Source organism: Arthrobacter psychrochitiniphilus (genome assembly GCF_003185915.1).
Lineage (GTDB): Bacteria > Actinomycetota > Actinomycetes > Actinomycetales > Micrococcaceae > Specibacter > Specibacter psychrochitiniphilus.
In genome coordinates this window covers 613,863-633,250 of sequence record NZ_QHLZ01000001.1, presented here as the reverse complement: position 1 = coordinate 633,250, position 19,388 = coordinate 613,863, and the positions used below count along the sequence as shown (strand labels likewise).

Here is a 19,388-nt window from a genome sequence, read left to right as displayed (position 1 = left end):
CCATGTCCATGCTTGATGAAATGCCGGCACCCGATGCTACTGCGGTCATTACAGACGTGGTGCATTCGGCAAAGCCTGTCTCCCGTCTGCGTCTGGTCATGGCCCGGCTGCGCAGCACACCGCGGTTCTGGGTGGGCATCATTGGCCTGGGCGCCATCATCCTGTGGGCCATCTTTGGCCTTGTTCCCAACGCCTGGAACTACACGGATCTGGATATTTACAACATGGGATCAAGCCCCAGCCGGCTCCATTGGTTTGGCACCAGTGACATTGGCGAAGACATTTACGCCCAAACTATTGTGGGCCTGCGCAAGTCACTGATCATTGGCCTCTTGGTGGGCCCCTTGGCCGCCATTGTGGCCGGTGTGGTGGGTGCCGTGGCAGGCTACCTTGGCGGTTGGTGGGACAGGGTTATTGTCTGGGTCATCGATCTACTATTGGTGCTGCCGAGCTTGTTCCTGTTCATCTTGCTTAGCCCAATTTTCAAGCAACTGTCCTGGGTGGCGCTGATCTTCCTCCTGGCAGGCTTTGGCTGGATGATCATGGCCAGGGTCATCCGGGCCCAAACCCGCTCGCTGCGCGAACGCGACTTCATCAAGGCCGCCCGCTTCATGGGTGTGGATACCTGGACCATCATCCGTAGGCATGTGCTGCCCAACGTCTCTTCGCTGCTGATCATCGACGCGACGCTTGGCGTAGGTGCTGCAATCCTCAGTGAGACCACCCTGAGCTTCTTCGGCTTCGGCATCCAAGCCCCTGACGTTTCCTTGGGCACCCTCTTGGCGGCAGGCCAGAGTGCAGCCGCCACCCGCCCTTGGCTGTTCATTTTCCCCGCAGCCATCCTTGTCTTCACAGTCCTCTCAGCCAGCCTTGTTGGCGATGCGCTCCGAGATGCCGTAGACCCGACCTCGGGAGTCAACCGTGACTGAAAACCTGATCGACCCCGCAGCAAGCAATGAAACCAGCCCGTCAGTACGCCCCGGCCCCACACAGCCGAATCCGTCAAATCACCTGCTGGAAGTCCGCGACCTCCATGTCACCTTCCCTCAGCCGGGCGGGGCAGTCACAGCCGTGCGGGGAGTTAGCTACCATGTGGACCAGGGTGAGTTTCTGGGGATTGTGGGTGAATCCGGATCCGGAAAGTCTGTCTCCTCGCTGGCCGTCATGGGCCTGCTGCCCTCGAACGCAAAAATCAGTGGAGATATCCTCTTTGAAGGCAAATCACTGCTGGGTCGCAGCGATAAGGAAATGTCCAAGCTGCGCGGCGAGGGCATCTCCATCATTTTCCAGGACCCGCTTTCGGCGCTGACCCCCGTTTACACCATTGGGGCGCAAATTTCTGAGGCTCTGCGATTGCATGACCGCAAGCTCTCCAAAGCTGCCGCCAACGCACGCGCCGTGGAACTGCTCAAGGTGGTGGGCATCCCCAATCCGGAGCGCCGCGCCCAAGCTTTCCCGCACGAATTTTCCGGCGGTATGCGCCAACGCGCCATGATTGCCATTGCCATTGCAAACAATCCGCGGCTCATCATCGCCGATGAACCAACCACTGCCCTTGATGTGACCATCCAGGCGCAGATCCTGGAAGTGCTGCAGAAGGCGAAGGACATGACAGGTGCAGCCGTGGTGCTGATCACCCATGATCTGGGTGTGGTGGCAGGGAATGCGGACAGGCTCGCCGTCATGTACGCGGGGCGGATTGTGGAGACCGGGACCGTGGATCAAGTGTTCCACGCACCGTCCATGCCGTACACCGTGGGGTTGTTGCGTTCCATGCCGAACCTGGCCACGGCCGGGCATACCCGGCTGGTGCCGCTGGAGGGCCGTCCGCCCCAATTGAGCAACCTGGCGCCAGGGTGCCCCTTTGCGCCCCGGTGCCCGGTAGTCATTGAGGCCTGCCGTTCCACCGAGCCGCCCTTGACAGTCATCGGGGAGGACCCGCTGAACTCTGCCGCCTGCCTGCGTGTAGCCGAAATAGCCTCAGGCCAGCTGGACCGTACCAAGCTGTACCCTGTGCCTGAACCTGTCGCCACTGCGGAACGGGCCTTAGTGGCCCCTGAAACAGTGCTGGATGTGGCGGGGTTGGAACGCCATTTCCCCTTATCCAAGGGTTCGGTGTTCAAACGCACTATAGGTACCGTGCGGGCCGTGGACGGTGTCAGCTTTGACCTGCGGACAGGGCAAACTTTGGGACTGGTGGGTGAATCCGGCTGTGGGAAGTCCACCACTGTCATGGAGATCTTGGAACTCACCAAGCCTCAAGCCGGGCAGGTCAGTATCAACGGGCGGGATGTGGCCACGCTCACTGCCAGGGAACGGAAGGCTCTGCGCAAGGAAATACAGGTGGTTTTCCAAGACCCCATGGCCTCCCTTGACCCGCGGCTACCCGTGCAGGATCTCGTGGCGGAACCACTCACCGTTCACGGTGTCCCTGCCAAGGACCGGCTGGAAAAGGTCCGGGCCGTTCTGGATCTGGTGGGGCTGGACCCGTCAATGGCCTCACGGTATCCGCACGAGTTCTCTGGAGGGCAGCGCCAACGCATCGGCATTGCCCGGGCCTTGGTGACTGACCCGAAGATTGTGGTGTTGGATGAGCCTGTTTCCGCCCTAGATGTCTCCATCCAGGCCGGGGTGATCAATCTGTTGCAGGACCTGCAGGAGAAATTGGGGCTCTCCTACTTGTTCGTGGCCCATGACTTGGCGGTAGTGCGGCAAATTTCTGACAACGTTGCCGTCATGTATCTGGGCAGGATCGTGGAAAGCGGGCCAGCGGAAGCGATCTTCGAGAACCCGCAACACCCCTATACCAAGGCTCTGCTCTCGGCCGTGCCCGTCCCAGACCCTACCGTGGAGCGCAGCCGCACCCGGATCCTCCTCGAGGGGGACCTACCGAGCCCCACCGAGGACATCACGGGCTGTAACTTCCGCACCCGCTGCCCTCTGTACAAACTCATGGACGCTCCAGGAAAGGAACAGTGCCGGACCCAGGATCCACAACCCCGAGCCGTGCAAAACAGTGTGGTGGCCTGCCACCACGCTGAGCGAATCGGCTTGCTGGCGGCCGGGATGCCATGATCCCTGAGCGCCTTCGTGAACACCCCCACAGAACTTACCGTAGCCACCGAACCCCGCGGGAGAAGAACAATGACCCGCCGGGGACCATTCAATGGGAGGAAGAAATGAAAAATATTAACAAGATGGTGGGAGCCGGCGTTTTGGCGGTTGCCCTGGCCATGACAGGTTGTAGCGCTGGCGGCGGAGGCGATAACAAGCCCACCGTGGACAGCAGCAAGGGCGCTGCTGAGACCGCCACCCTGCCCACCACCGCATGGGTAAGCGCTGATTATGCTTCCGTTAAGGACGGTGGCACCTTGACTCTGGCTGTTGACCAGTTGCCGGATAACTGGAACACACTCCAGATTGATGGCAACGTCAAGGCCGGAGGCGAGATTCTGGATCCCACTATGGGCGCCCCGGTCCGTACCACGGTGGACGGCGGTTGGGCAGTGGACCCCAACTATGCCACCGAGGTGAAGCTGCTCAGCGAGGACCCGCAGGTTGTGGAAGTGAAACTGAACCCCAAAGCAGTGTGGGAAGACGGCACACCCATCACGTACAAGGACTACGCGGCTACCATCAAGGCCAATAATGGCACCAACAAGGACTACCAAATTGTGGGAGACAACGTCTTCAAAGACATTGATACTGTCACCAAGGAGGACACCGACTTCAACTTTAAGATCACCTTCAAGAACAAGAATGCTGACTGGGCCTCAATTCTGGGCAGCAGCACGGCAGGGACCGCCACCGCAGCAGTGCTGCCCGCAGCCGTTGCCTCCGATGTGAAGGCTTTCAACGAGGGCTACAAGTCCAAGCCGCTGCCTTCCACGGGCCCGTTCAAGGTGGGTACGGTGGACACCACCGGACAAGTGGTCACCCTGGTCCCCAATGACAAGTGGTGGGGGCAAAAGCCCAAGTTGGAGAAGATCATCATGAAGGTCATCTCCCGCGATGCCCTCGCCCAGGCTTACGCCAACAAGGAACTTGATGCTGTCATCATTGGCACCAACAAGGACAACTATGACACCGCCAAGAAGCGCGCAGACGGCGCCATTCAGCAGTCCGGTGGTTTGACCTGGAACCATGTGACAATGAACGGTTCCAAGGGTCCGCTGGCAGATGTGAAGGTCCGCCAGGCCGTGGCACGCGCCATTGACAGGGACACTATTTCCGCCAGCCGCCTAGCTCCTATCGGCGCCCCCGTGGCCAATCAAAACAGCTACATCTTCATGCCTGGTCAGAAGGGCTACGAGGACGATGCAACGGCCGTCATTGGCTATGACACCGCCAAATCGGAGGCACTGCTCAAGGAAGCCGGGTACACCAAGGGCTCCGACGGGGTGATGGAAAAAGATGGTGCCAAGCTGGAACTTATTTACACCTTGGACGCCAACAACCCTGTTTCTGAACAAATTTTCAAGCAGATTCAGGCAAACCTGAAAGTTGTGGGTATTTCGCTCAAAAATGACACGGTCCCAGCGGATAAGTTCTTCTCTGACTACGTGCTCAAGTCCAACTTCCAGCTGACCGGCTTCGCCTGGTCCGGGACCGCCTTCCCGGTTGCCGCCGCCGAATCGATCTTCTACCCTGCCGATGCTGGGCAGAACTTCACCGGAATTACTGATGTCAAGCTCGGTGAGATGTGGGCCGCTGCCAATGCGGAACTGGATCCCGCCAAGCGCATTGAACTGGCCAACGAGATTGACAAGACAATCTTCGCCTACACCCCTGTCATCCCGCTGACACCCACTCCGAACACCTTGGGCGTCAAGACAGGACTGGTCAACTACGGTGCCGCCCAGTTCGAATCCATGGATTGGACCAGCATCGGATTCAAGAGCTAACCCAACCCGCTTCAAGCTCAACAAAGGCCCGGCCTCACCCTTCATGGGTGGGCCGGGCTTTTGGCTTAGCTCAGCACGCTGGCAAGAACCAGCCCTACGCTCAAGACACCTACGACGACGGGGACCACGTTCCAGCGCCGGGTCACCGCTGTTGGTGGGTGGGGCTGAGCGGTTGGGCGGTGGGGCGCGGAGGCGGCCGCGCCGTCGTCCATCTCTGGTTGCCGCAGTTCCCAGGCGTCCCACGCCGCCTGAATGACAACCTTGGTGTGCGGGATGGTGAGGGCGCGGGGGCCCAGTTTTCCGGTGCTGGGGGCTCCCCAACTGGGAATCCTTCCCGCGGTGGTGTCAAAGCTGGTGGTTTGCAGGACGCGGACGGCGGTGAGCTCGCTGAAGGGGATGGTGTGCTCGCGCAGAATATTGCGGACCAGAATGCTGTCGGAGGTGATTTGTAGGCAGGGGCGCCACAACAGAATGTAGATGGTCCAGCCAACCAGCAGCAGCCATGGCAAAAATCCCCAAATGGCTTGCACCGTTCCGGTCAGGATCAGATTCACTGACAAAAAGATGCACAATGTCCACGTCACCGCACCTAGAACCCGAGTTGGTGTGGAGTAGATGAGTGTTTGTGGGGTGCGCGGAGTAGCTGCCATGGTACTTCAAGAATGCCAGAGGTGGTGGGCAAGGTGTGGGAAGCAAGTACTCAAAGGCGCAATACGGCCAGATGTTCTGCGGTGGACCCGTCAACGGTGGGCCGGGGCCGTTTGCGTACTCACATCGCTGACCCCGGCACAGGGGAAGGATAGGAGCCGGTGAGAGCGCCCGGCTATTTTTCCCATCCAGCTAGAGTTCGCTCATCTGGTCTGGGCGAACTCCGCCCGTGCCAACGTGCTTCTCACTGATCGAGGGACCGTTCTTGATCACCTGCACCAAGGCCATGGCATCCCCACGCCCCAGCCAGTCGTGTTCCATGAGCCAGTCAATGTCGCAGGATTTTCCGGTGGTCCGTCTAAACTGCGGGAGTGCACCTCAAGGGGGCCACTGACACCTCCGCTGCCATGACCGTTCGCCCTCGTTCCCAGAAGGCGAATAAAACCCTAGAGTTCTTTTCTCTTGGCGCAATGACGTGCGTCCGTTGATGCTGCCTTGCTACTGACGGACCCGAAATCCCACAACGGAACGATTGCGCCCGCTGGCTTCGCTATCCCATGGACCGCGGGTGGACAGGGCCACGAGAGCAAGCCCGAGCAGGACGAACAAGATGTACACCCACGAGCCCGCAGTCACGAGTCGGAGAATTCCAGCCATGGCAACGAAACTCCCAATGGAGAAGAGCAAGCGCGTCGTTTTCCAGCTGAACATTCCATGGTTGGGTCGCATCCAATAACACTACGCGAGCAGACCCATCAAAGCAGTCCCCCCATCGAGTCCTTACTAGCTGGGCCGTAACACTGCAAGCCGTGAAAGGTTCACTCATGCTGCTGCCACCCGAGCCAGTGCTCAGAGGCTCAGTGCTCAGAGGCTCAGAAGAAGAATGCCAGCCGGGTCAGGATCTTGCTAGAGCCGATCCGGCTCTCTCTTGGCTTCTTCCTCCAGGGTGGCTGCGTGATCGTTCATCTCTGCGATGTCCGGGGTCACCATCTCGGAATAAACCTCAGCCAGCCGGTCCGGCGTTGTAGGCTCGTGAATTAGTTCGCTGTCATCAAAATCTGGATGCTTGCTCATGCTTCACACTAACGCCTGCCGCGCGGCCAGGGCTAGGCCTGCCGGGGACTGGACACCGCCAGCGGATCCGCAGGTTACGGCAAGCAATGCCGGGCCCGTCCGCGCCCAATAGCACTGAGGCGCTATTGGCCGTCAGCAATCCCCGGCACGAAGAAGGTGCTGGAGGAGAGCCGTGCGCCGTCGAGCATCACAACCCATTCATAGGTGGAGCCCGTGGGCAACGGCAACCCGCCCGGGAAGTTCAGCACCACGTTGGAGCAGCCCGGGAAGCCCATGGGTGGCGGCTGCATGTTAGGAGCCATGGTGTGCCGGAAGTCCACTTGCTGTTTGAAGTGCAACACGTTGGGGCCCTCGCTTGCCGGTACTGAGACGGGACGGCCGTCAGTGTCCACAAGTGCCACCTCCACCACGGCTTGGGTTGAATCGAAGGCGGGAATACTGACGGTGACGCTCACAAAGAGTGAGAACGGTGCGCTCATTCCGGTGTCGGGGTCAAAGCCTAGGAATTGGATCCCGCCACCAATGATATTGACCTTTCCGGCCGCGTCGATGTTGACGAAGTCGGCAATGATGATGCTGGCGCCGGCGCTTGAATGATCGCTCATGTGGAAATCTCCATAAAGCCCATCCAACCACGTCCGGTGAGCGCTGTTGGTTCCCGTTACACTGGAGCGGCACTCGCCACGCGGTGACGTGGCGAAGATGAGAGCAATGTTTGACGGTAGGCTGGGAATGGTTGAGCAACAACGCAGTATTGGCAAGGCGAGGCGGGCTGATTGGCTACGCACCATTTTGAGAGCGGTAGTGAGCGCTGCCGTCACTGTAGCCGTGGGTGCTGCCATTCTCGTGATACTTGTGGGGTCCGGCCAGCGCGAACATCTTGCGGCTAAGGCGTTGATTCTGCTGGCCGTAACGATCATTGTTGCTGGCGGTGCTTCTTGGATGGCCATCAACGCCCGTGCGAAGAAGGATCTTTCCCGGCTCTGCAGCGACGTTCAAGCGCTGGCTCCAAATACTTGCGTCTACGGCTCTGCGGGCACCTTCTTTTCTCCCCACACACCAATCCCGGCACTAGGCGTTTCTCTGGTCCCTGATGACACGCAGGCCCGCCCCGGCGTGGCCATTTCCACTGACAGCTCCGGAATGAGCTTTTGGTGCCGTGTTCCGGGCATTACGTCTGTGTGGCAATTGCCTTGGAAGAACATTGAGCAGTTGTCCGTGGTGCGCCGCCGGATTCCGCTCCGGGGCAGTTACCGCAAACCTCTCCGAACTGTGATCCGAGTGACTCTATGCAATGAATCAGGGACGCTGCCGGAAGAGTTCAACATTATTGCCGGCCACACTGGCAAGCGGTCCATGGAATGCGCTGCCAAGGAAACCGTCCAGACGATGCTCGAATCCCGTCCGTAAACAATATTGACGCTTAGACACTGTTGGCGGCCGTCCCGGATGGGACAGCCGCCAATAGCGTCTAGTTCTGCGCCTGCCTGCTAGTTATGGCTGGCTTTCCTGCGCCGGAGGATGAAGAGTACTCCAACACCCATCAGGAATAGGGCTGCGCCGAACAATGTGCCCGCGTTGGCGCCCGTGCTGGCGAGGCCATCGCCTTCCGAGGCCGCCTGGCTCGTCTCAGGTGCCGGGGACGTGCCTGTGGTCACCGAGGACGACGGCGTGGCGCTGGCTACCGCTGTTTCGCTCGGCTTATCGCTGGGCTCCACCGTGGGCTTATCGGTGGACTCGTCACTGGGGAGCATAGTCGGCTCCACTGTCGGCTTATTGGAGGACTCCACTGTTGGCTCGACTGTGGGCTCATCAACTGCCAAAACATTCTCTGTGCTGGCTTTGACACTGAAACCGGGGTAGTACGGAGAGCTCAGAGTTGCCCTATTTGAGGATGCTGCCATTGCCCGCGTCAGTGACCACGCCACGGTATTCCAAGGTTGCTGTGTGTCCGGGCTCCAACAGACCCGCCCAGGTCAACAGAGCCTCATCGAGGAGTGCCGGGTTGGTGATGGCGCCGCGCTCAGGACCGGTCCAGACCTGCATTTCCCACAGGGACATCCCGTATTTCTTGCCGCCAATAGGAGTACGGTCCAGGCCCTGCATGCGGACAAAGGAGACCCGCTCGGTCACTGTCAGGGATTGCCGGTCCACGCTGCCGCAGACCGGTGTGATCTCTGCCGTGGCCGGGACCCACACGACGCCGTCCGTTGAGACATCGATGCGGTACTTGGCTGCACAAGCCTCTTCCCAATAAATACTCACGTGATCAACCATGGTGGGCTCAGCCAATTCCACGGCGAGCCACGCATCATCCGCTCCGTTGGAAGACCAACGCGAACCTTGGGCGCCGGATGGTCCGCTCGTGATGCCATCCACAGCGAGAGCAGGCCCCCACTGATTGGCTACCTCTTGCCCGGAAGCGGTCACGGACCTTTTGAACGCCGCGTTGATACCGGGCTCACGCACCACGGTGCCGTCCGCATCAGTGATCGCCACGGTGGGTGCCACTGTCAGGCTCACTTCATCCAGGACATCGCTAAGGTCATCGCTGACTGTGGCCTTTACGGCGGTGGAACCGGTATTAGTGGCCAGTACCTGCCAAGAAATCTCATCTCCTTCCTCAAGGTCGCCAGTAACGGAAGATCCTGCGCGGGTGGCGGTTGCTGTCTTGGTCAATTCCAGAGCCGGTGCTGTGGACAAGTCGGCAGCAGCAGGCTGGGTGCCTATGGCTTCAACCCGTGCCAACCAATCCGCGTAGCTGGCGGTGGAGCCGCTCGGGTTCCAGACACGCTCAGCCATGGCACGCAGGGGAAGCCGAATACCAGCAGTGACTTGTTCTTCAGTTTGCCGTGCCGGTGCATCGCTCCAAATAGCAAAGGAGGATCCCGTGATCCAGTCCGGGCTGGGTTCGGGGTACGTCTGGGCCTTCTGGGCTGCCGGTACGGTCCAATCCTTGTTGGGGAAGACCCCTGGACGCCAGGAGGTGTAAATATCGGAGGCGGGCCTCCGGAACCAACGTGGCCATCGGCTCAACCGCAACCGCTTCGAGCTCCGCAGCAGGAACCACCGCTGGGGCTGCCGTGGATCAGAACCTTGGCACCTCTTGGAAGTCCGGTCCGGCGGAAGGAACCTCCTGGCTGATACTTGATTTGAAGAAGCGCCATGATCTGACCGGCTCCACGCTGGTCTGGGACTAAACGGGAGCCTACCCATACCTGATCCAGTATTCCGAAGACGGCATTGTCTGGGACACGGCACTGGATAAATCCGGGAACCATGACGCTGCCGAGAAGGTGATTGATAACTGGCTGCGGTCCGGATGCTACGTACGTGTGGTGTTCCCGGAAAATGCTGCCAGCGGTGTGGCCGGGGTGGCCGAGTTCAAACTGTTGGGATCGGAAAGTTCTGCCCCTGCGTCCTTGGACATTGTCCAGGAAAAGCTCGGTGTGATGGCCTCCAACTTTGCACCAGGACATGAGCCGGCCGTGGCTAGTAATGGCAACCCGGCGCAATACTGGCAAGGCGGCCGTGGAGGGAACACCTGGTGGTCAGTGGACTTGGGTGCCCGCCACCAGCTCACTTCTACCTTGGTGACATGGCTCGATGGCAGCAAGGCTTACCAATACACCATTGAAGTTTCCAATGACGGGGAAAATTACTACACGGTCGCGGACAAGAGCTCCAATACTGTGGCGGGGAATGAGAGCCAGGACGCATTCAGTGCAGTGGCCCGGTATGTGCGCATTTCCATTGTGGGCGGTTCAACCGATGAATCACCCGTGGGCATGTACAACTTCGAGACACTTGGCTTCCCCGTGGCTGACGTGGTGGCACGCAAGTCCAGCACAGCAACCTCATCAGCAGACGGGGCCGCTGCAGCCTTGGGCAATGACACCGCAGAAGCTACTGCCTGGCATTCGGCTAAGGGGGAGAGCGCACCCATGTGGAGTGCAGATCTTGGTGCCGTGTTTGACCTCAACGGCATTGACGTGACGTTGGCGAAGGATTCAGCCCCGAATTTCCAGGTTGAAACCTCCTTGGATGGAACTGCTTGGAATGCTGTTCCTGCGACTGCCAGCTCCACCGGTTCGTTGACGTTCAGCTCCACCGTGTCCGCACGTCACATCCGGGTGAAGTTCACCGGTGTGGGTACTGAAGAGTTTGCCGGGCTGGAAAACGTGGCCGGCTACGCCGGCGAACTAAACCGCAACTTAGCCTTGGCCTCGGCGAACCCGAAGACCATTGTTACGGCAACGTATTCCAACGCAGGCGGCGGAGACTCGCTCAGCAAGGTCAATGACGGCATCATTGCCAACGCCAGCAGCGGAGAGACAAAGAACCTCTGGACCAACTGGATTGCAGCCCCACGTGCCGAGGACACCATCACGGTTGACTTTGGCGCAGCAAGGAGAGTCTCTGCCGCAGAGTTTTACGCGTTCGTTGATTCCGGGGCTGCAGCACCTGCGGCGGTGAAGGTTCAGTACTTGGATGGTGCCACTTGGAAGGACGTTCCTGCTGCAACAGCAACACCGGCCCAGCCGGCACAAGGAAAGAATGTGGTGCAATTCGGTGCAGTGACTACCAAAAAGGTCAGGTTCGTAATGAGCGCTGGCAGGCTGGCGAACGACACTCTGGGTTGCCATGCCATCTCTGAGCTGCGTGTCCTGGGTGCGAATGCGCCATTGCCGCAGCGGCTAGCGGCTGTGGACGTGACTCAAGAGACCGGAATGCTGCAGCGGTCAGCGAACAATATTGCTCATCCGGGAGATACGGTTCAGCTGGCTGCTACAGGTAGCCCGGCCGCGTTTGCTGCTGTGGAAGCCACATGGGAGGTTCAAGCCGTGGCCGGTGAAGAGCCTGTTGCCTCCGTAGACGCCAATGGCATGGTCACCGGTCTCCTGCCACCACTCCGGGCGGTAGTCCAACCACTGGTGCCGCAACGCCCGCCGCCGGCGGATCGCAGGCCTCGAGTGCTCCAGCTTCGAGTACCCCGTCAGGTGCCGGCGTGGATGATTTGGCCAGCGCGGGGCTCGATTCAAGGCTGCAAGTCTTGGCAGCCTTCGCAGGCCTGATGCTGCTAGCCGGACTGGGGGTGGTGGTTACACGGAACCGCAGCAGGCAGCGACGTAGTCACTAGAACAAGAAATAGGTACTAAAAATGGCTGTGGCACCCACAAAATGGTGGGGGCCACAGCCATTTTCCTTCTCAGCGCCCTGCTTTGGCGAGGGCTTCCTTCAGAGCACCAAGAACCAGCGTCACGGATGCGGGGTTGGCGTTGGGCCCCATCATGCCAATTCGCCACACGGAGGAGGCGAACTCACCCACCCCCGCACCAATCTCAATGTTGAATCGCTCCAGCAGGTAGGCGCGTACGGCAGCCGAGTCCACGCCGTCGGGCACCTTGACCGTGGTCAGGCTCGGGAGCCTGCTCCCTGCTGCGGCAAACAGATCCAAGCCCATCTCTTCCAAACCGTCCTGAAGTGCCAGGCCGGCGGCCACATGACGGGCCTGAACTGTGCCGAGCCCCTCTTGAAGGACTCGGTTTACGCCAGCCTCAAGGCTGGCAATCATGGTGACCGGCGCGGTGTGATGATAGGTGCGGCGGCTACCGCTGGCACTGCCCACATAGCCACCTAGCAGGCCCAGGTCCAAATACCAGGATTGCGGGTCCTTGATGCGCAGTTCAAAGGCGGCATCGGAAATGGTGAAGGGTGACAAGCCCGGCGGCACGCCAAGGCACTTTTGTGTGCCAGCATAGCCAACGTCAATGCCCCACTTATCGGCGTACAGTTCCAGGCCTCCGATGGAGGTGACGGCGTCGGCGATCAGGAGGGCATCGCCCTTGAGCTGACCCAGAGCGGCAATGTCAGAGAGCACCCCGGTGGAGGTTTCTGCGTGGACCGCAGCAATGACCTTGGGACTCGGATGGGCTGCGGCCACGCGTTCCGGGTCAATGGGCGTGCCCCAAGGATGTTCCACACGCACCACTTGTGCACCAGTGCGCCGGGCAACCTCGCACATGCGGGCACCGAACATGCCGTTGACGGCAACCACCGCAACGTCCCCCGGACCTACCGCGTTCACGAACGCCGCTTCCATGCCGGCAGAACCGGTACCACTGAGAGGTAGGGTGCGGCTGTTGGTGGTTCCCCAGACCTGACGCAGGCCTTGGCAGGCGCTGTCCATGATTTCCAGGAAGAGCGGATCAAGGTGCCCCAGCACCGGATTACCCAGAGCGGAGATCGCCTCCGGATAACAATTGCTGGGGCCAGGGCCAAAGAGGTGGCGGTAAGTGAGGGTGGTGGTCACGGGTGCTCCTTCGGTGGCGGTCCTGGGTGCAAGGGATACAGGCGTTGCCTGTTTGCCTAGGATAGGCGCACCACTTGGGATTACCTACAGTTGACCCTGGCTACCTTGGTCCGTCCTGAGTGTGCTGCGCTATTTGCGTGAAATCACATCTGAGCTATTCAAAATGACAAACTCGTGTTCATCAGTCAAAACGTTGAGATATCCCGAATCCACGCTGAGGACATAGCCACTGACGGGGCCGTGGGTTGTCATGATGGCTTCATGCGGGACCCACGGGGTCTGGATGAAAGCGGCAACTATCAGCACTGCAACTGCGGTGACCCCACCAACGCCAGCCATGGCCACCCCAAACCCGCGCCGTAGCCAGTGCTTGACCGGGAGGGCGCGGGTGAGCGCAAAGACTCCAAAAACAGCTGCGGTTGCCAGCGGCAACCACCAAATTTTGAAGCTGACTGTCAAGGCGATCAGAGTGACACTGCCCAGTGTGGTGGCTAATAAGACTGTGGCCCGGTGTCCGCTCGAGGACCATAAAAATGTGGCAATAAGCAACGGCAGAACAATGATCAGCAGGATTTGCACCAGGACATGCCCTGCCATGAGTGAGCCAAAGACAAGGGCCAGCCCATCGCTCAAGCTCAAGGTGGTGCTGACGGCGAACGCCGTTTCCCAGTCATACCCGGAGACGGCAAAAATCCGCAGAATCAAGAATACGAACCCCACGGCTGCCACCGGCGCGAATTCTCCAGTTGACGTGCGTTTCCCCTCACCAGGAGCCAGGGGTGTGGGGGCGGACGTTGGGTTAGTGTCCGGGGCTTTGTCAGCAGTCATGAAAAGAGGGTACTTGCCAAGGGTGCCTGCATCCCAATTTCCTCATGGTGAGGGAAACCGCTAGCGGATACAGGCCTTGCCGGCCAGGAACGTTTGGGAGATGGCAATGCTCTCAATGGAGGTGGGAGCTACTTCCAACGGGTTCTCCTCCAGCATCAGCAGATCGGCGTACTTGCCTCGCTCCAAGGAACCGGTGATGGTGTCAGCGCCGCACTGCCAGGCGGCGTCAAGGGTGACAGCCCGCAGCGCGGCCTCCACACTAATGCGTTCACTGGCGTTCAGCACCTCCCCACCCTCAGCCATGATTCTGGTGGCAGCGTCCTGGACATAGCGCAAGGGTTCCAGCGGGGTCACATTCCAATCACTGTGCAAGGAAATCCGCAGCCCAGCGCTGAGCGCCGAGGCACACGGATCGTAGAAGGCAGTCCTTTCCGGGCCAAGAAGCCGGTCCTGGAAGGCTTTGCCCCACCAACGGACATGGCCAATCAGAAACGATGGCGAGAGCCCCAGCTCAACCATCCTTTGAATGTGTTCCGGACGCATCACGCTGCAGTGTTCAATCCGGTGGCGGTGATTGGCACGGGGATGGGCTTTCAAGGCTTGTTCAAAAGCATCGATGGTGACGTCAATAGCGGCGTCGCCGTTGGCGTGTACCCCAAGCTGCCACCCATCGGTGTGGGCGCGCAGAACCACCCCTGCCAGTTCCTCCGGTGAATAGTTCAAGGAACCGCGGCTTTTTTGGCCCAGGTAGGGTTCGCGTTGGAATCCGGTGCCTGCTTGATTTGAGCCGTCGGACCACGCCTTGATGCCATCCACCCTGAACAGGTCAGTGCCGAATCCTGGCCGCAGCCCCATTCCCATCCACGCATCGTAGGCCGTAGAGACGAGCATGCCCCGGTAACGTACGGGCGAATCGGCGTCGAGCACCTGCTCAAGCCCAGCCAGATCCGCGGTGCCGTCAATGGATCCGATCCCACAATCGTGCAGGAGCGTGACACCTTTGCTAGCGGCATGCCACAGCAGGTCACGGATGCGTGCTGTGGCAGCATCCCCCGTGACAAACGGCAGGCCTTGGGAAAAGGCAGCCAAGGCTGAAGACTCTTCGAGGCGGCCTGTGAGCTCGCCGCGGTCATCACGGGTGTAGCGGCCAGCCGGCGGGTCAACAGAATTCTTATCCACCCCTGCCCGGGCCAAAGCTGCCGAGTTCACATAGGCAATGTGTCCATTGCTTTCCAACACCAAAAGCGGCCGGTCTGGAACCAGCCTGTCAAGGACCTCCAAGGTCAAGACGGGGTGGCCTTCGGTGATGCTCGGATCAAACTGTTGAGCCAAAACCCACCCTGTTGATGTAGCAGGGGCGTTGCGAAGCGCGGTAAAGACCTCATCAACTGTGGGCGTGTTCATGGGACTGATATTGACCCAGTCATTGAGCTGGACCATGGAGGAATGCATGTGCGGATCGATGAGCCCGGGCAGCAGCGTGCGCCCATCAAGGTTCACCCGTTCTGTCCCGGGGCCGGCGAGCCCACGCAGCTCTTCCATAGTGCCCACCGCAAGTATCCGGCCTTCACGGATGGCAACGGCCTCGGCGTCGGGACGGTTCGGGTCCATGGTAATGATGGGACCACCGCTGATGAGCATCTCGGCATCGCCGTGTTCATCCTGCCAGTAGGCGGGGTTCAACGCAGCTGTGGTTGGCCTTGCAGCGCCAGGTACTTCACCGCTTGGCGCTGAAGATAGTGCCGGCGGGGCCGTGGACTTGAGCTGAGGGGGTTTCGGCGTTAAATCACAGGCTGCGCACATGCCCCCTATGCTAGCCCCGGATGGCCTTGATGCGCGTAATAATAGTGACGGCTAGTACCGCTACCACCCCGACGGCGGCTGTCACCGCAGCTGGCGTGGACACGAGGTCCCCGTTGGTCCGTGCTATGGCTACCCAGGCCAAGCCCCAGCATAGAGAAACGGAGGGGGAGAGCCGGCCGCGGCCGTACAGGGCCAGGGCAATACCGACTGCTGCAGCAACGGCAAGGACCAGAACGGCCCAGGCGTTGGCCGCTAGCCCCCAGCCAGCAAATCCGGCTGCTACTAGGACGGCGGAAATATTGGCGGCTGTGGCCACGCACACCCAACCCAAGTACAAGCCCATGGTGCCGTCAGTGAGCACTGCATCGAGGGTGTTGCGTGGTTTGTTGTGTAACAGGAGGACAAAAATTCGTGAGAGCACGGCAAGCAAAAAGATGATGATGGGGACACTGAGCCAGAGCTGATCAAATTGGATACTGAGGATCCAAGCCGCGTTCAGGATGAGGGAGGCCGCGGCCCAGTAGCCCAGAAGGCGGTGGCGTTCTGAGGTTTTTTGGGCGGGCAGGAACTGCCACACCGCGTAGGCCATTAATCCAAGGTAGATCACGCTCCAGATGGAGAAGGCGGAGCCGCCTGGGGCGATGAGTGTGGCATCGGCAGCCAAGGCCCCGTTGGAGGCATTCTGAATGGGGGTGCCACCTGCTGCGCCGGATCCAATGAAGGAACCTACAACAGCAATGACGGCGCTGGTGGCCACCACAAGTTGCCGCGTTAGATCACTTGATCTTCGGATTGTTGGTGCGCTCATGGTGCCATCCCCTTCAGATTTTTGCTGTGCATATGCCTTTAGCTATGGCGTTGATCCTACAGTTACGCGCCAACCCAGAAAATTCGGGAGCCTTGAAGCTGGTGCCTGGGTTGTGGGCGGAGATCAGCCGCCGAATGATGCAATGAATTGATCGGCAGCGGCCAGGTTACGAATCATCTTTTCGCGCTGGTGGGTGGCTCGGTTGCGAAAGAATTCCAAGCGTTCTGTTGTTGCGGCACAGTCATTGCCTAGGTTGTCGGTGAGGGCGGGAAGAAGAGAGAGCATCTCCGCCATTTCCTCCAAAGAGAACCCCAGGGGTTTCATAGCCATAATCGTTAAGAGCCGTTCGTGGTCGGCCTCGGTATACAGGCGGAAGCCGCCCTCGGTCCGCGCGGTCGCTGGGAGGAGGCCTACGTCGTCGTAGTGCCTTATGGTTCGCAGGGACAAGCCGGTGCGCTCCGCCAGTTCTCCGATGTGCATGGTGATGGCCTCACGTTCAGTCATGGGTGGGTCACTCCTCATTCTGCGACAAACCCTACCATTACGTTAAGGTAGGGTTTAACGGGCGCAGCGCTGACTGGGCTTTTTCTCATCATGAATGGAACCAGTAGTGGCAACCGTAAAAGTAGAGCCCGCCTCAACCCTCACTCCGGAGCAACGTCAGTCCGTGTGGGGAACCTTGCGCTCACCCCGCCGGCTGAAGACTGAAGTGCTGGCCGGGCTGGTGGTGGGTTTGGCGTTGATCCCGGAAGCCATTGCCTTCTCAGTCATTGCCGGGGTTGATCCTCGAGTGGGGCTTTTTGCGGCCTTCACCATGGCTGTCACCATTGCGTTTGTGGGCGGGCGTCCTGCCATGATTTCTGCGGCCACGGGCGCCGTTGCACTGGTGATTGCCCCGTTGGTGAAGTCACACGGAGTTGATTATTTGATTGCCGCAGTGATTTTGGCCGGCGTCATCCAAGTCCTATTGGGTATCTCCGGGGTGGCGAAGTTGATGCGGTTCATTCCGCGCTCTGTCATGGTGGGGTTCGTGAACTCCTTGGCCATTTTGGTGTTCATGGCCCAGCTGCCGGAACTCCTTGGTGTCCCGTGGCTGGTGTACCCGCTGGTGGCGCTGGCGCTGATCATCATGTTTGTGTTGCCGCGATTCACGCAGGCCGTGCCTGCCCCGTTGGTGGCCATTGTGGTGGTGACGGTGATCGCGGTGGTTGCCACCCTTGTGGTTCCTACAGTGGGGGATAAGGGCGAGCTGCCTGATTCCGTACCGTTCTTGCACCTGCCGCAGGTGCCTTTCACGTGGGAGACCTTGCAGGTTATTTTCCCGTTCGCACTGGCCATGGCCTTTGTGGGTCTGTTGGAATCCTTACTGACCGCAAAGCTGGTGGATGACATCACAGATACTCGTTCCAGTAAGACCCGTGAGGCGTGGGGGCAGGGCGTGGCCAACATTGTTACCGGATGTTTTGGTGGGATGGGTGGTTGCGCGATGATCGGCCAGACCATGATCAACGTCAAAGCGTCCGGCGCCCGCACCCGCATCTCCACCTTCTTCGCAGGAGTGTTCTTGCTATTGCTGGTGGTGGTGCTTGGAGACATTGTTTCGATCATTCCCATGGCAGCACTGGTGGCTGTCATGATTTTTGTTTGTTGGGCCACCTTTGATTGGCACAGCATCCGGCTGAGTACCTTGCGGACCATGCCCAAGAGCGAAACGTTCGTCATGGTGGTGACCGTGGTGGCCACTGTCGCCACGGAAAACCTGGCCATTGGGGTGGGTGTAGGCACTGTCACGGCCATGGTGATGTTCGCCCGGCGCGTGGCCCACTTTGTCACCGTGCAACGGATCATGGCCACAGGGGAGGAAAGCGTCACGTATGTAGTCAATGGGGAACTGTTCTTTGCCTCCTCCAATGACCTGTACACCCAGTTCAGCTACGTACTGGATCCAGCTCATGTGGTTATTGATATGCACGCATCCCATCTGTGGGATGCCTCCACCATTGCGGCGTTGGACGCTATTACGGATAAGTACCAGCGGCTGGGTAAAGACGTGGAAATTGTCGGTCTGAATGAGGCCAGTGCCAAGATGCGCCAACGCCTGGGCGGCAAGCTGAGCTAAGGCTGCCAGTGAGCCCACCGGTGCACTTGCCCTACAAGAAACGTTCGACGTCGGCCCTCGGGGTGCGCTGGTCAACGTCACCCAGGTGCCGACCCTGTCATACGACCTCGCCGAAATTATTGGCCATGCCGTGACGCGTGTCCGTGTCGACTATGCGAAGTTGCCCTATCCCTGGCGGGTACTGGAGTAGCCGTTTACGTTGAAGGAACTGCGTGAACTGCACGAGGTCGTCATGGGGGAGCGGCTCCAGCGCCATACTGTTCGGGGTAATAGCGGGACCGGAGCAACTTGCCCCACTGTTTGTCACCTAGTTGTAGGACAAATCGAGTTCAACGAGCCGAAAAGCTCGAGTGGCTTTGCAAACCCGGAGATTATCGCCGGGACAGTCCTGACTCATCTCTAAAGAATTTGAGGGGTTCCACTACGGAGTGTCTCAACTGCTATATGCCAGCTTCGCCCGACGAATCGAGCTGCGGGACCTGCGGTGTCGAGTTGAAAGAAAGCCCCGTCATGGCTACAGCTGCTAGTGGGCCCAGCCTTCGGCAAGCTGCCGCACCAACGACCAGAGCAGAGCGCAAGGCAGCAGCCCGGATTTCCGGAGTTGGGGAGGTGGAGGGCCCAGGCCAAAGTTTCACGCCTTCGTCCGCGTCGGTATTCCCAACACCTGGCCACGGGGCCCGGCCAATGGCAGTGCAGGGTAGGACAAATCCGTGAGTGATCGTTTCGCTGATCCTTGGGATAGTTGGCGGTTCGCTCTTAGCAGTAATCGCTGGCTAGATAGCTGTAAAACAAATCAGGCAGAAGGGTGAGGGCGGTTTCGGTATGGCAAAAGCTGGTTTGATCCTTGGATATACGGGACTGGCCGCAATGGTTGCGACCTATGCCTAAGCA

Annotated in this window: 20 protein-coding genes; 8 read left to right on the top strand and 12 right to left on the bottom strand. The window is 59.6% G+C overall.

Annotated elements, in window-relative coordinates; translation table 11 throughout:
- The first annotated feature begins 2 nt into the window (after window positions 1-2).
- The 3 genes from CVS29_RS02720 to CVS29_RS02710 all read left to right on the top strand — a co-directional run bounded on the left by CVS29_RS02720 (window position 3) and on the right by CVS29_RS02710 (window position 4,904).
- Window positions 3-929: an ABC transporter permease gene (locus CVS29_RS02720; protein WP_245932018.1), complete on the top strand. Its 927-nt coding sequence runs from the start codon at window positions 3-5 to the stop codon at window positions 927-929.
- An 82-nt stretch (window positions 930-1,011) separates the two neighbouring features.
- Window positions 1,012-3,075 carry an ABC transporter ATP-binding protein gene (locus tag CVS29_RS02715; protein WP_245932045.1) on the top strand — a complete coding sequence of 688 codons (2,064 nt, stop codon included), beginning with the start codon at window positions 1,012-1,014 and terminating at the stop codon, window positions 3,073-3,075.
- A gap of 104 nt (window positions 3,076-3,179) precedes the next feature.
- Entirely contained in the window at window positions 3,180-4,904 is a 1,725-nt protein-coding gene (locus CVS29_RS02710; protein ID WP_179442364.1) for an ABC transporter family substrate-binding protein, read from the top strand.
- A gap of 65 nt (window positions 4,905-4,969) precedes the next feature.
- On the opposite strand, the gene CVS29_RS02705 is transcribed toward CVS29_RS02710, so the two are convergent.
- From CVS29_RS02705 to CVS29_RS02690, 5 genes are all read right to left on the bottom strand, one after another.
- Window positions 4,970-5,554, bottom strand: a complete 585-nt coding sequence (locus CVS29_RS02705) for a hypothetical protein (protein WP_110104760.1) — start codon at window positions 5,552-5,554, stop codon at window positions 4,970-4,972.
- Window positions 5,555-5,744: 190 nt separating this feature from the next.
- Complete coding sequence (locus CVS29_RS19050; RefSeq protein WP_257032404.1) at window positions 5,745-5,873, bottom strand: hypothetical protein; 129 nt, start codon at window positions 5,871-5,873, stop codon at window positions 5,745-5,747.
- Between the two features lie 177 nt (window positions 5,874-6,050).
- Entirely contained in the window at window positions 6,051-6,281 is a 231-nt protein-coding gene (locus tag CVS29_RS02695; protein ID WP_146212975.1) for a hypothetical protein, read from the bottom strand.
- 177 nt (window positions 6,282-6,458) lie between these two features.
- Window positions 6,459-6,626, bottom strand: coding sequence for a hypothetical protein (locus CVS29_RS18335; RefSeq protein ID WP_170120874.1), 168 nt, complete (start codon window positions 6,624-6,626; stop codon window positions 6,459-6,461).
- Between the two features lie 122 nt (window positions 6,627-6,748).
- A complete protein-coding gene (locus tag CVS29_RS02690) occupies window positions 6,749-7,231 on the bottom strand; it encodes a DUF6941 family protein (RefSeq protein ID WP_110104758.1) in 483 nt (160 codons plus the stop codon).
- A 127-nt stretch (window positions 7,232-7,358) separates the two neighbouring features.
- On the opposite strand from CVS29_RS02690, the gene CVS29_RS02685 reads away from it, so the two are divergent.
- Window positions 7,359-8,036: a hypothetical protein gene (locus tag CVS29_RS02685; RefSeq protein ID WP_146212974.1), complete on the top strand. Its 678-nt coding sequence runs from the start codon at window positions 7,359-7,361 to the stop codon at window positions 8,034-8,036.
- Between the two features lie 80 nt (window positions 8,037-8,116).
- Here the strand turns inward: CVS29_RS02685 and CVS29_RS02680 are convergent, their stop codons facing one another.
- Together CVS29_RS02680 and CVS29_RS02675 are read right to left on the bottom strand one after the other, a co-directional pair.
- Window positions 8,117-8,530 carry a PT domain-containing protein gene (locus CVS29_RS02680; protein ID WP_110104756.1) on the bottom strand — a complete coding sequence of 138 codons (414 nt, stop codon included), beginning with the start codon at window positions 8,528-8,530 and terminating at the stop codon, window positions 8,117-8,119.
- Window positions 8,511-9,662, bottom strand: a complete 1,152-nt coding sequence (locus tag CVS29_RS02675) for a discoidin domain-containing protein (protein WP_110104755.1) — start codon at window positions 9,660-9,662, stop codon at window positions 8,511-8,513. Before CVS29_RS02675 ends, CVS29_RS02680 begins: the two co-directional genes overlap by 20 nt.
- Here CVS29_RS02675 and CVS29_RS02670 point away from each other — a divergent pair.
- Together CVS29_RS02670 and CVS29_RS02665 are read left to right on the top strand one after the other, a co-directional pair.
- The gene (locus CVS29_RS02670; protein ID WP_170120873.1) at window positions 9,647-9,826 is read left to right on the top strand and encodes a discoidin domain-containing protein; all 180 of its coding nucleotides are present in this window, start codon (window positions 9,647-9,649) and stop codon (window positions 9,824-9,826) included. The genes CVS29_RS02675 and CVS29_RS02670 overlap by 16 nt on opposite strands.
- A gap of 96 nt (window positions 9,827-9,922) precedes the next feature.
- Complete coding sequence (locus CVS29_RS02665; RefSeq protein WP_110104753.1) at window positions 9,923-11,701, top strand: discoidin domain-containing protein; 1,779 nt, start codon at window positions 9,923-9,925, stop codon at window positions 11,699-11,701.
- 134 nt (window positions 11,702-11,835) lie between these two features.
- Here CVS29_RS02665 and CVS29_RS02660 read toward each other — a convergent pair whose 3' ends face one another.
- The 5 genes from CVS29_RS02660 to CVS29_RS02640 form a co-directional block, all read right to left on the bottom strand.
- The gene (locus CVS29_RS02660) at window positions 11,836-12,939 is read right to left on the bottom strand and encodes a pyridoxal-phosphate-dependent aminotransferase family protein (RefSeq protein WP_110104752.1); all 1,104 of its coding nucleotides are present in this window, start codon (window positions 12,937-12,939) and stop codon (window positions 11,836-11,838) included.
- Between the two features lie 129 nt (window positions 12,940-13,068).
- Window positions 13,069-13,767 (bottom strand): hypothetical protein, encoded by a 699-nt coding sequence (locus tag CVS29_RS02655; protein WP_146212973.1) that lies wholly within the window; start codon window positions 13,765-13,767, stop codon window positions 13,069-13,071.
- 60 nt (window positions 13,768-13,827) lie between these two features.
- Window positions 13,828-15,450 carry an amidohydrolase gene (locus CVS29_RS02650; RefSeq protein ID WP_211315078.1) on the bottom strand — a complete coding sequence of 541 codons (1,623 nt, stop codon included), beginning with the start codon at window positions 15,448-15,450 and terminating at the stop codon, window positions 13,828-13,830.
- 130 nt (window positions 15,451-15,580) lie between these two features.
- Window positions 15,581-16,378: a tryptophan-rich sensory protein gene (locus tag CVS29_RS02645; RefSeq protein ID WP_110104749.1), complete on the bottom strand. Its 798-nt coding sequence runs from the start codon at window positions 16,376-16,378 to the stop codon at window positions 15,581-15,583.
- A 123-nt stretch (window positions 16,379-16,501) separates the two neighbouring features.
- Complete coding sequence (locus CVS29_RS02640; protein ID WP_245932017.1) at window positions 16,502-16,882, bottom strand: MerR family transcriptional regulator; 381 nt, start codon at window positions 16,880-16,882, stop codon at window positions 16,502-16,504.
- Between the two features lie 106 nt (window positions 16,883-16,988).
- Between CVS29_RS02640 and CVS29_RS02635 the strand changes: the two genes are divergently transcribed.
- Window positions 16,989-18,497 carry a SulP family inorganic anion transporter gene (locus CVS29_RS02635; protein WP_245932016.1) on the top strand — a complete coding sequence of 503 codons (1,509 nt, stop codon included), beginning with the start codon at window positions 16,989-16,991 and terminating at the stop codon, window positions 18,495-18,497.
- 777 nt (window positions 18,498-19,274) lie between these two features.
- Window positions 19,275-19,385 carry a DUF4190 domain-containing protein gene (locus CVS29_RS19225; RefSeq protein ID WP_373366713.1) on the top strand — a complete coding sequence of 37 codons (111 nt, stop codon included), beginning with the start codon at window positions 19,275-19,277 and terminating at the stop codon, window positions 19,383-19,385.
- Window positions 19,386-19,388 lie beyond the last annotated feature (3 nt).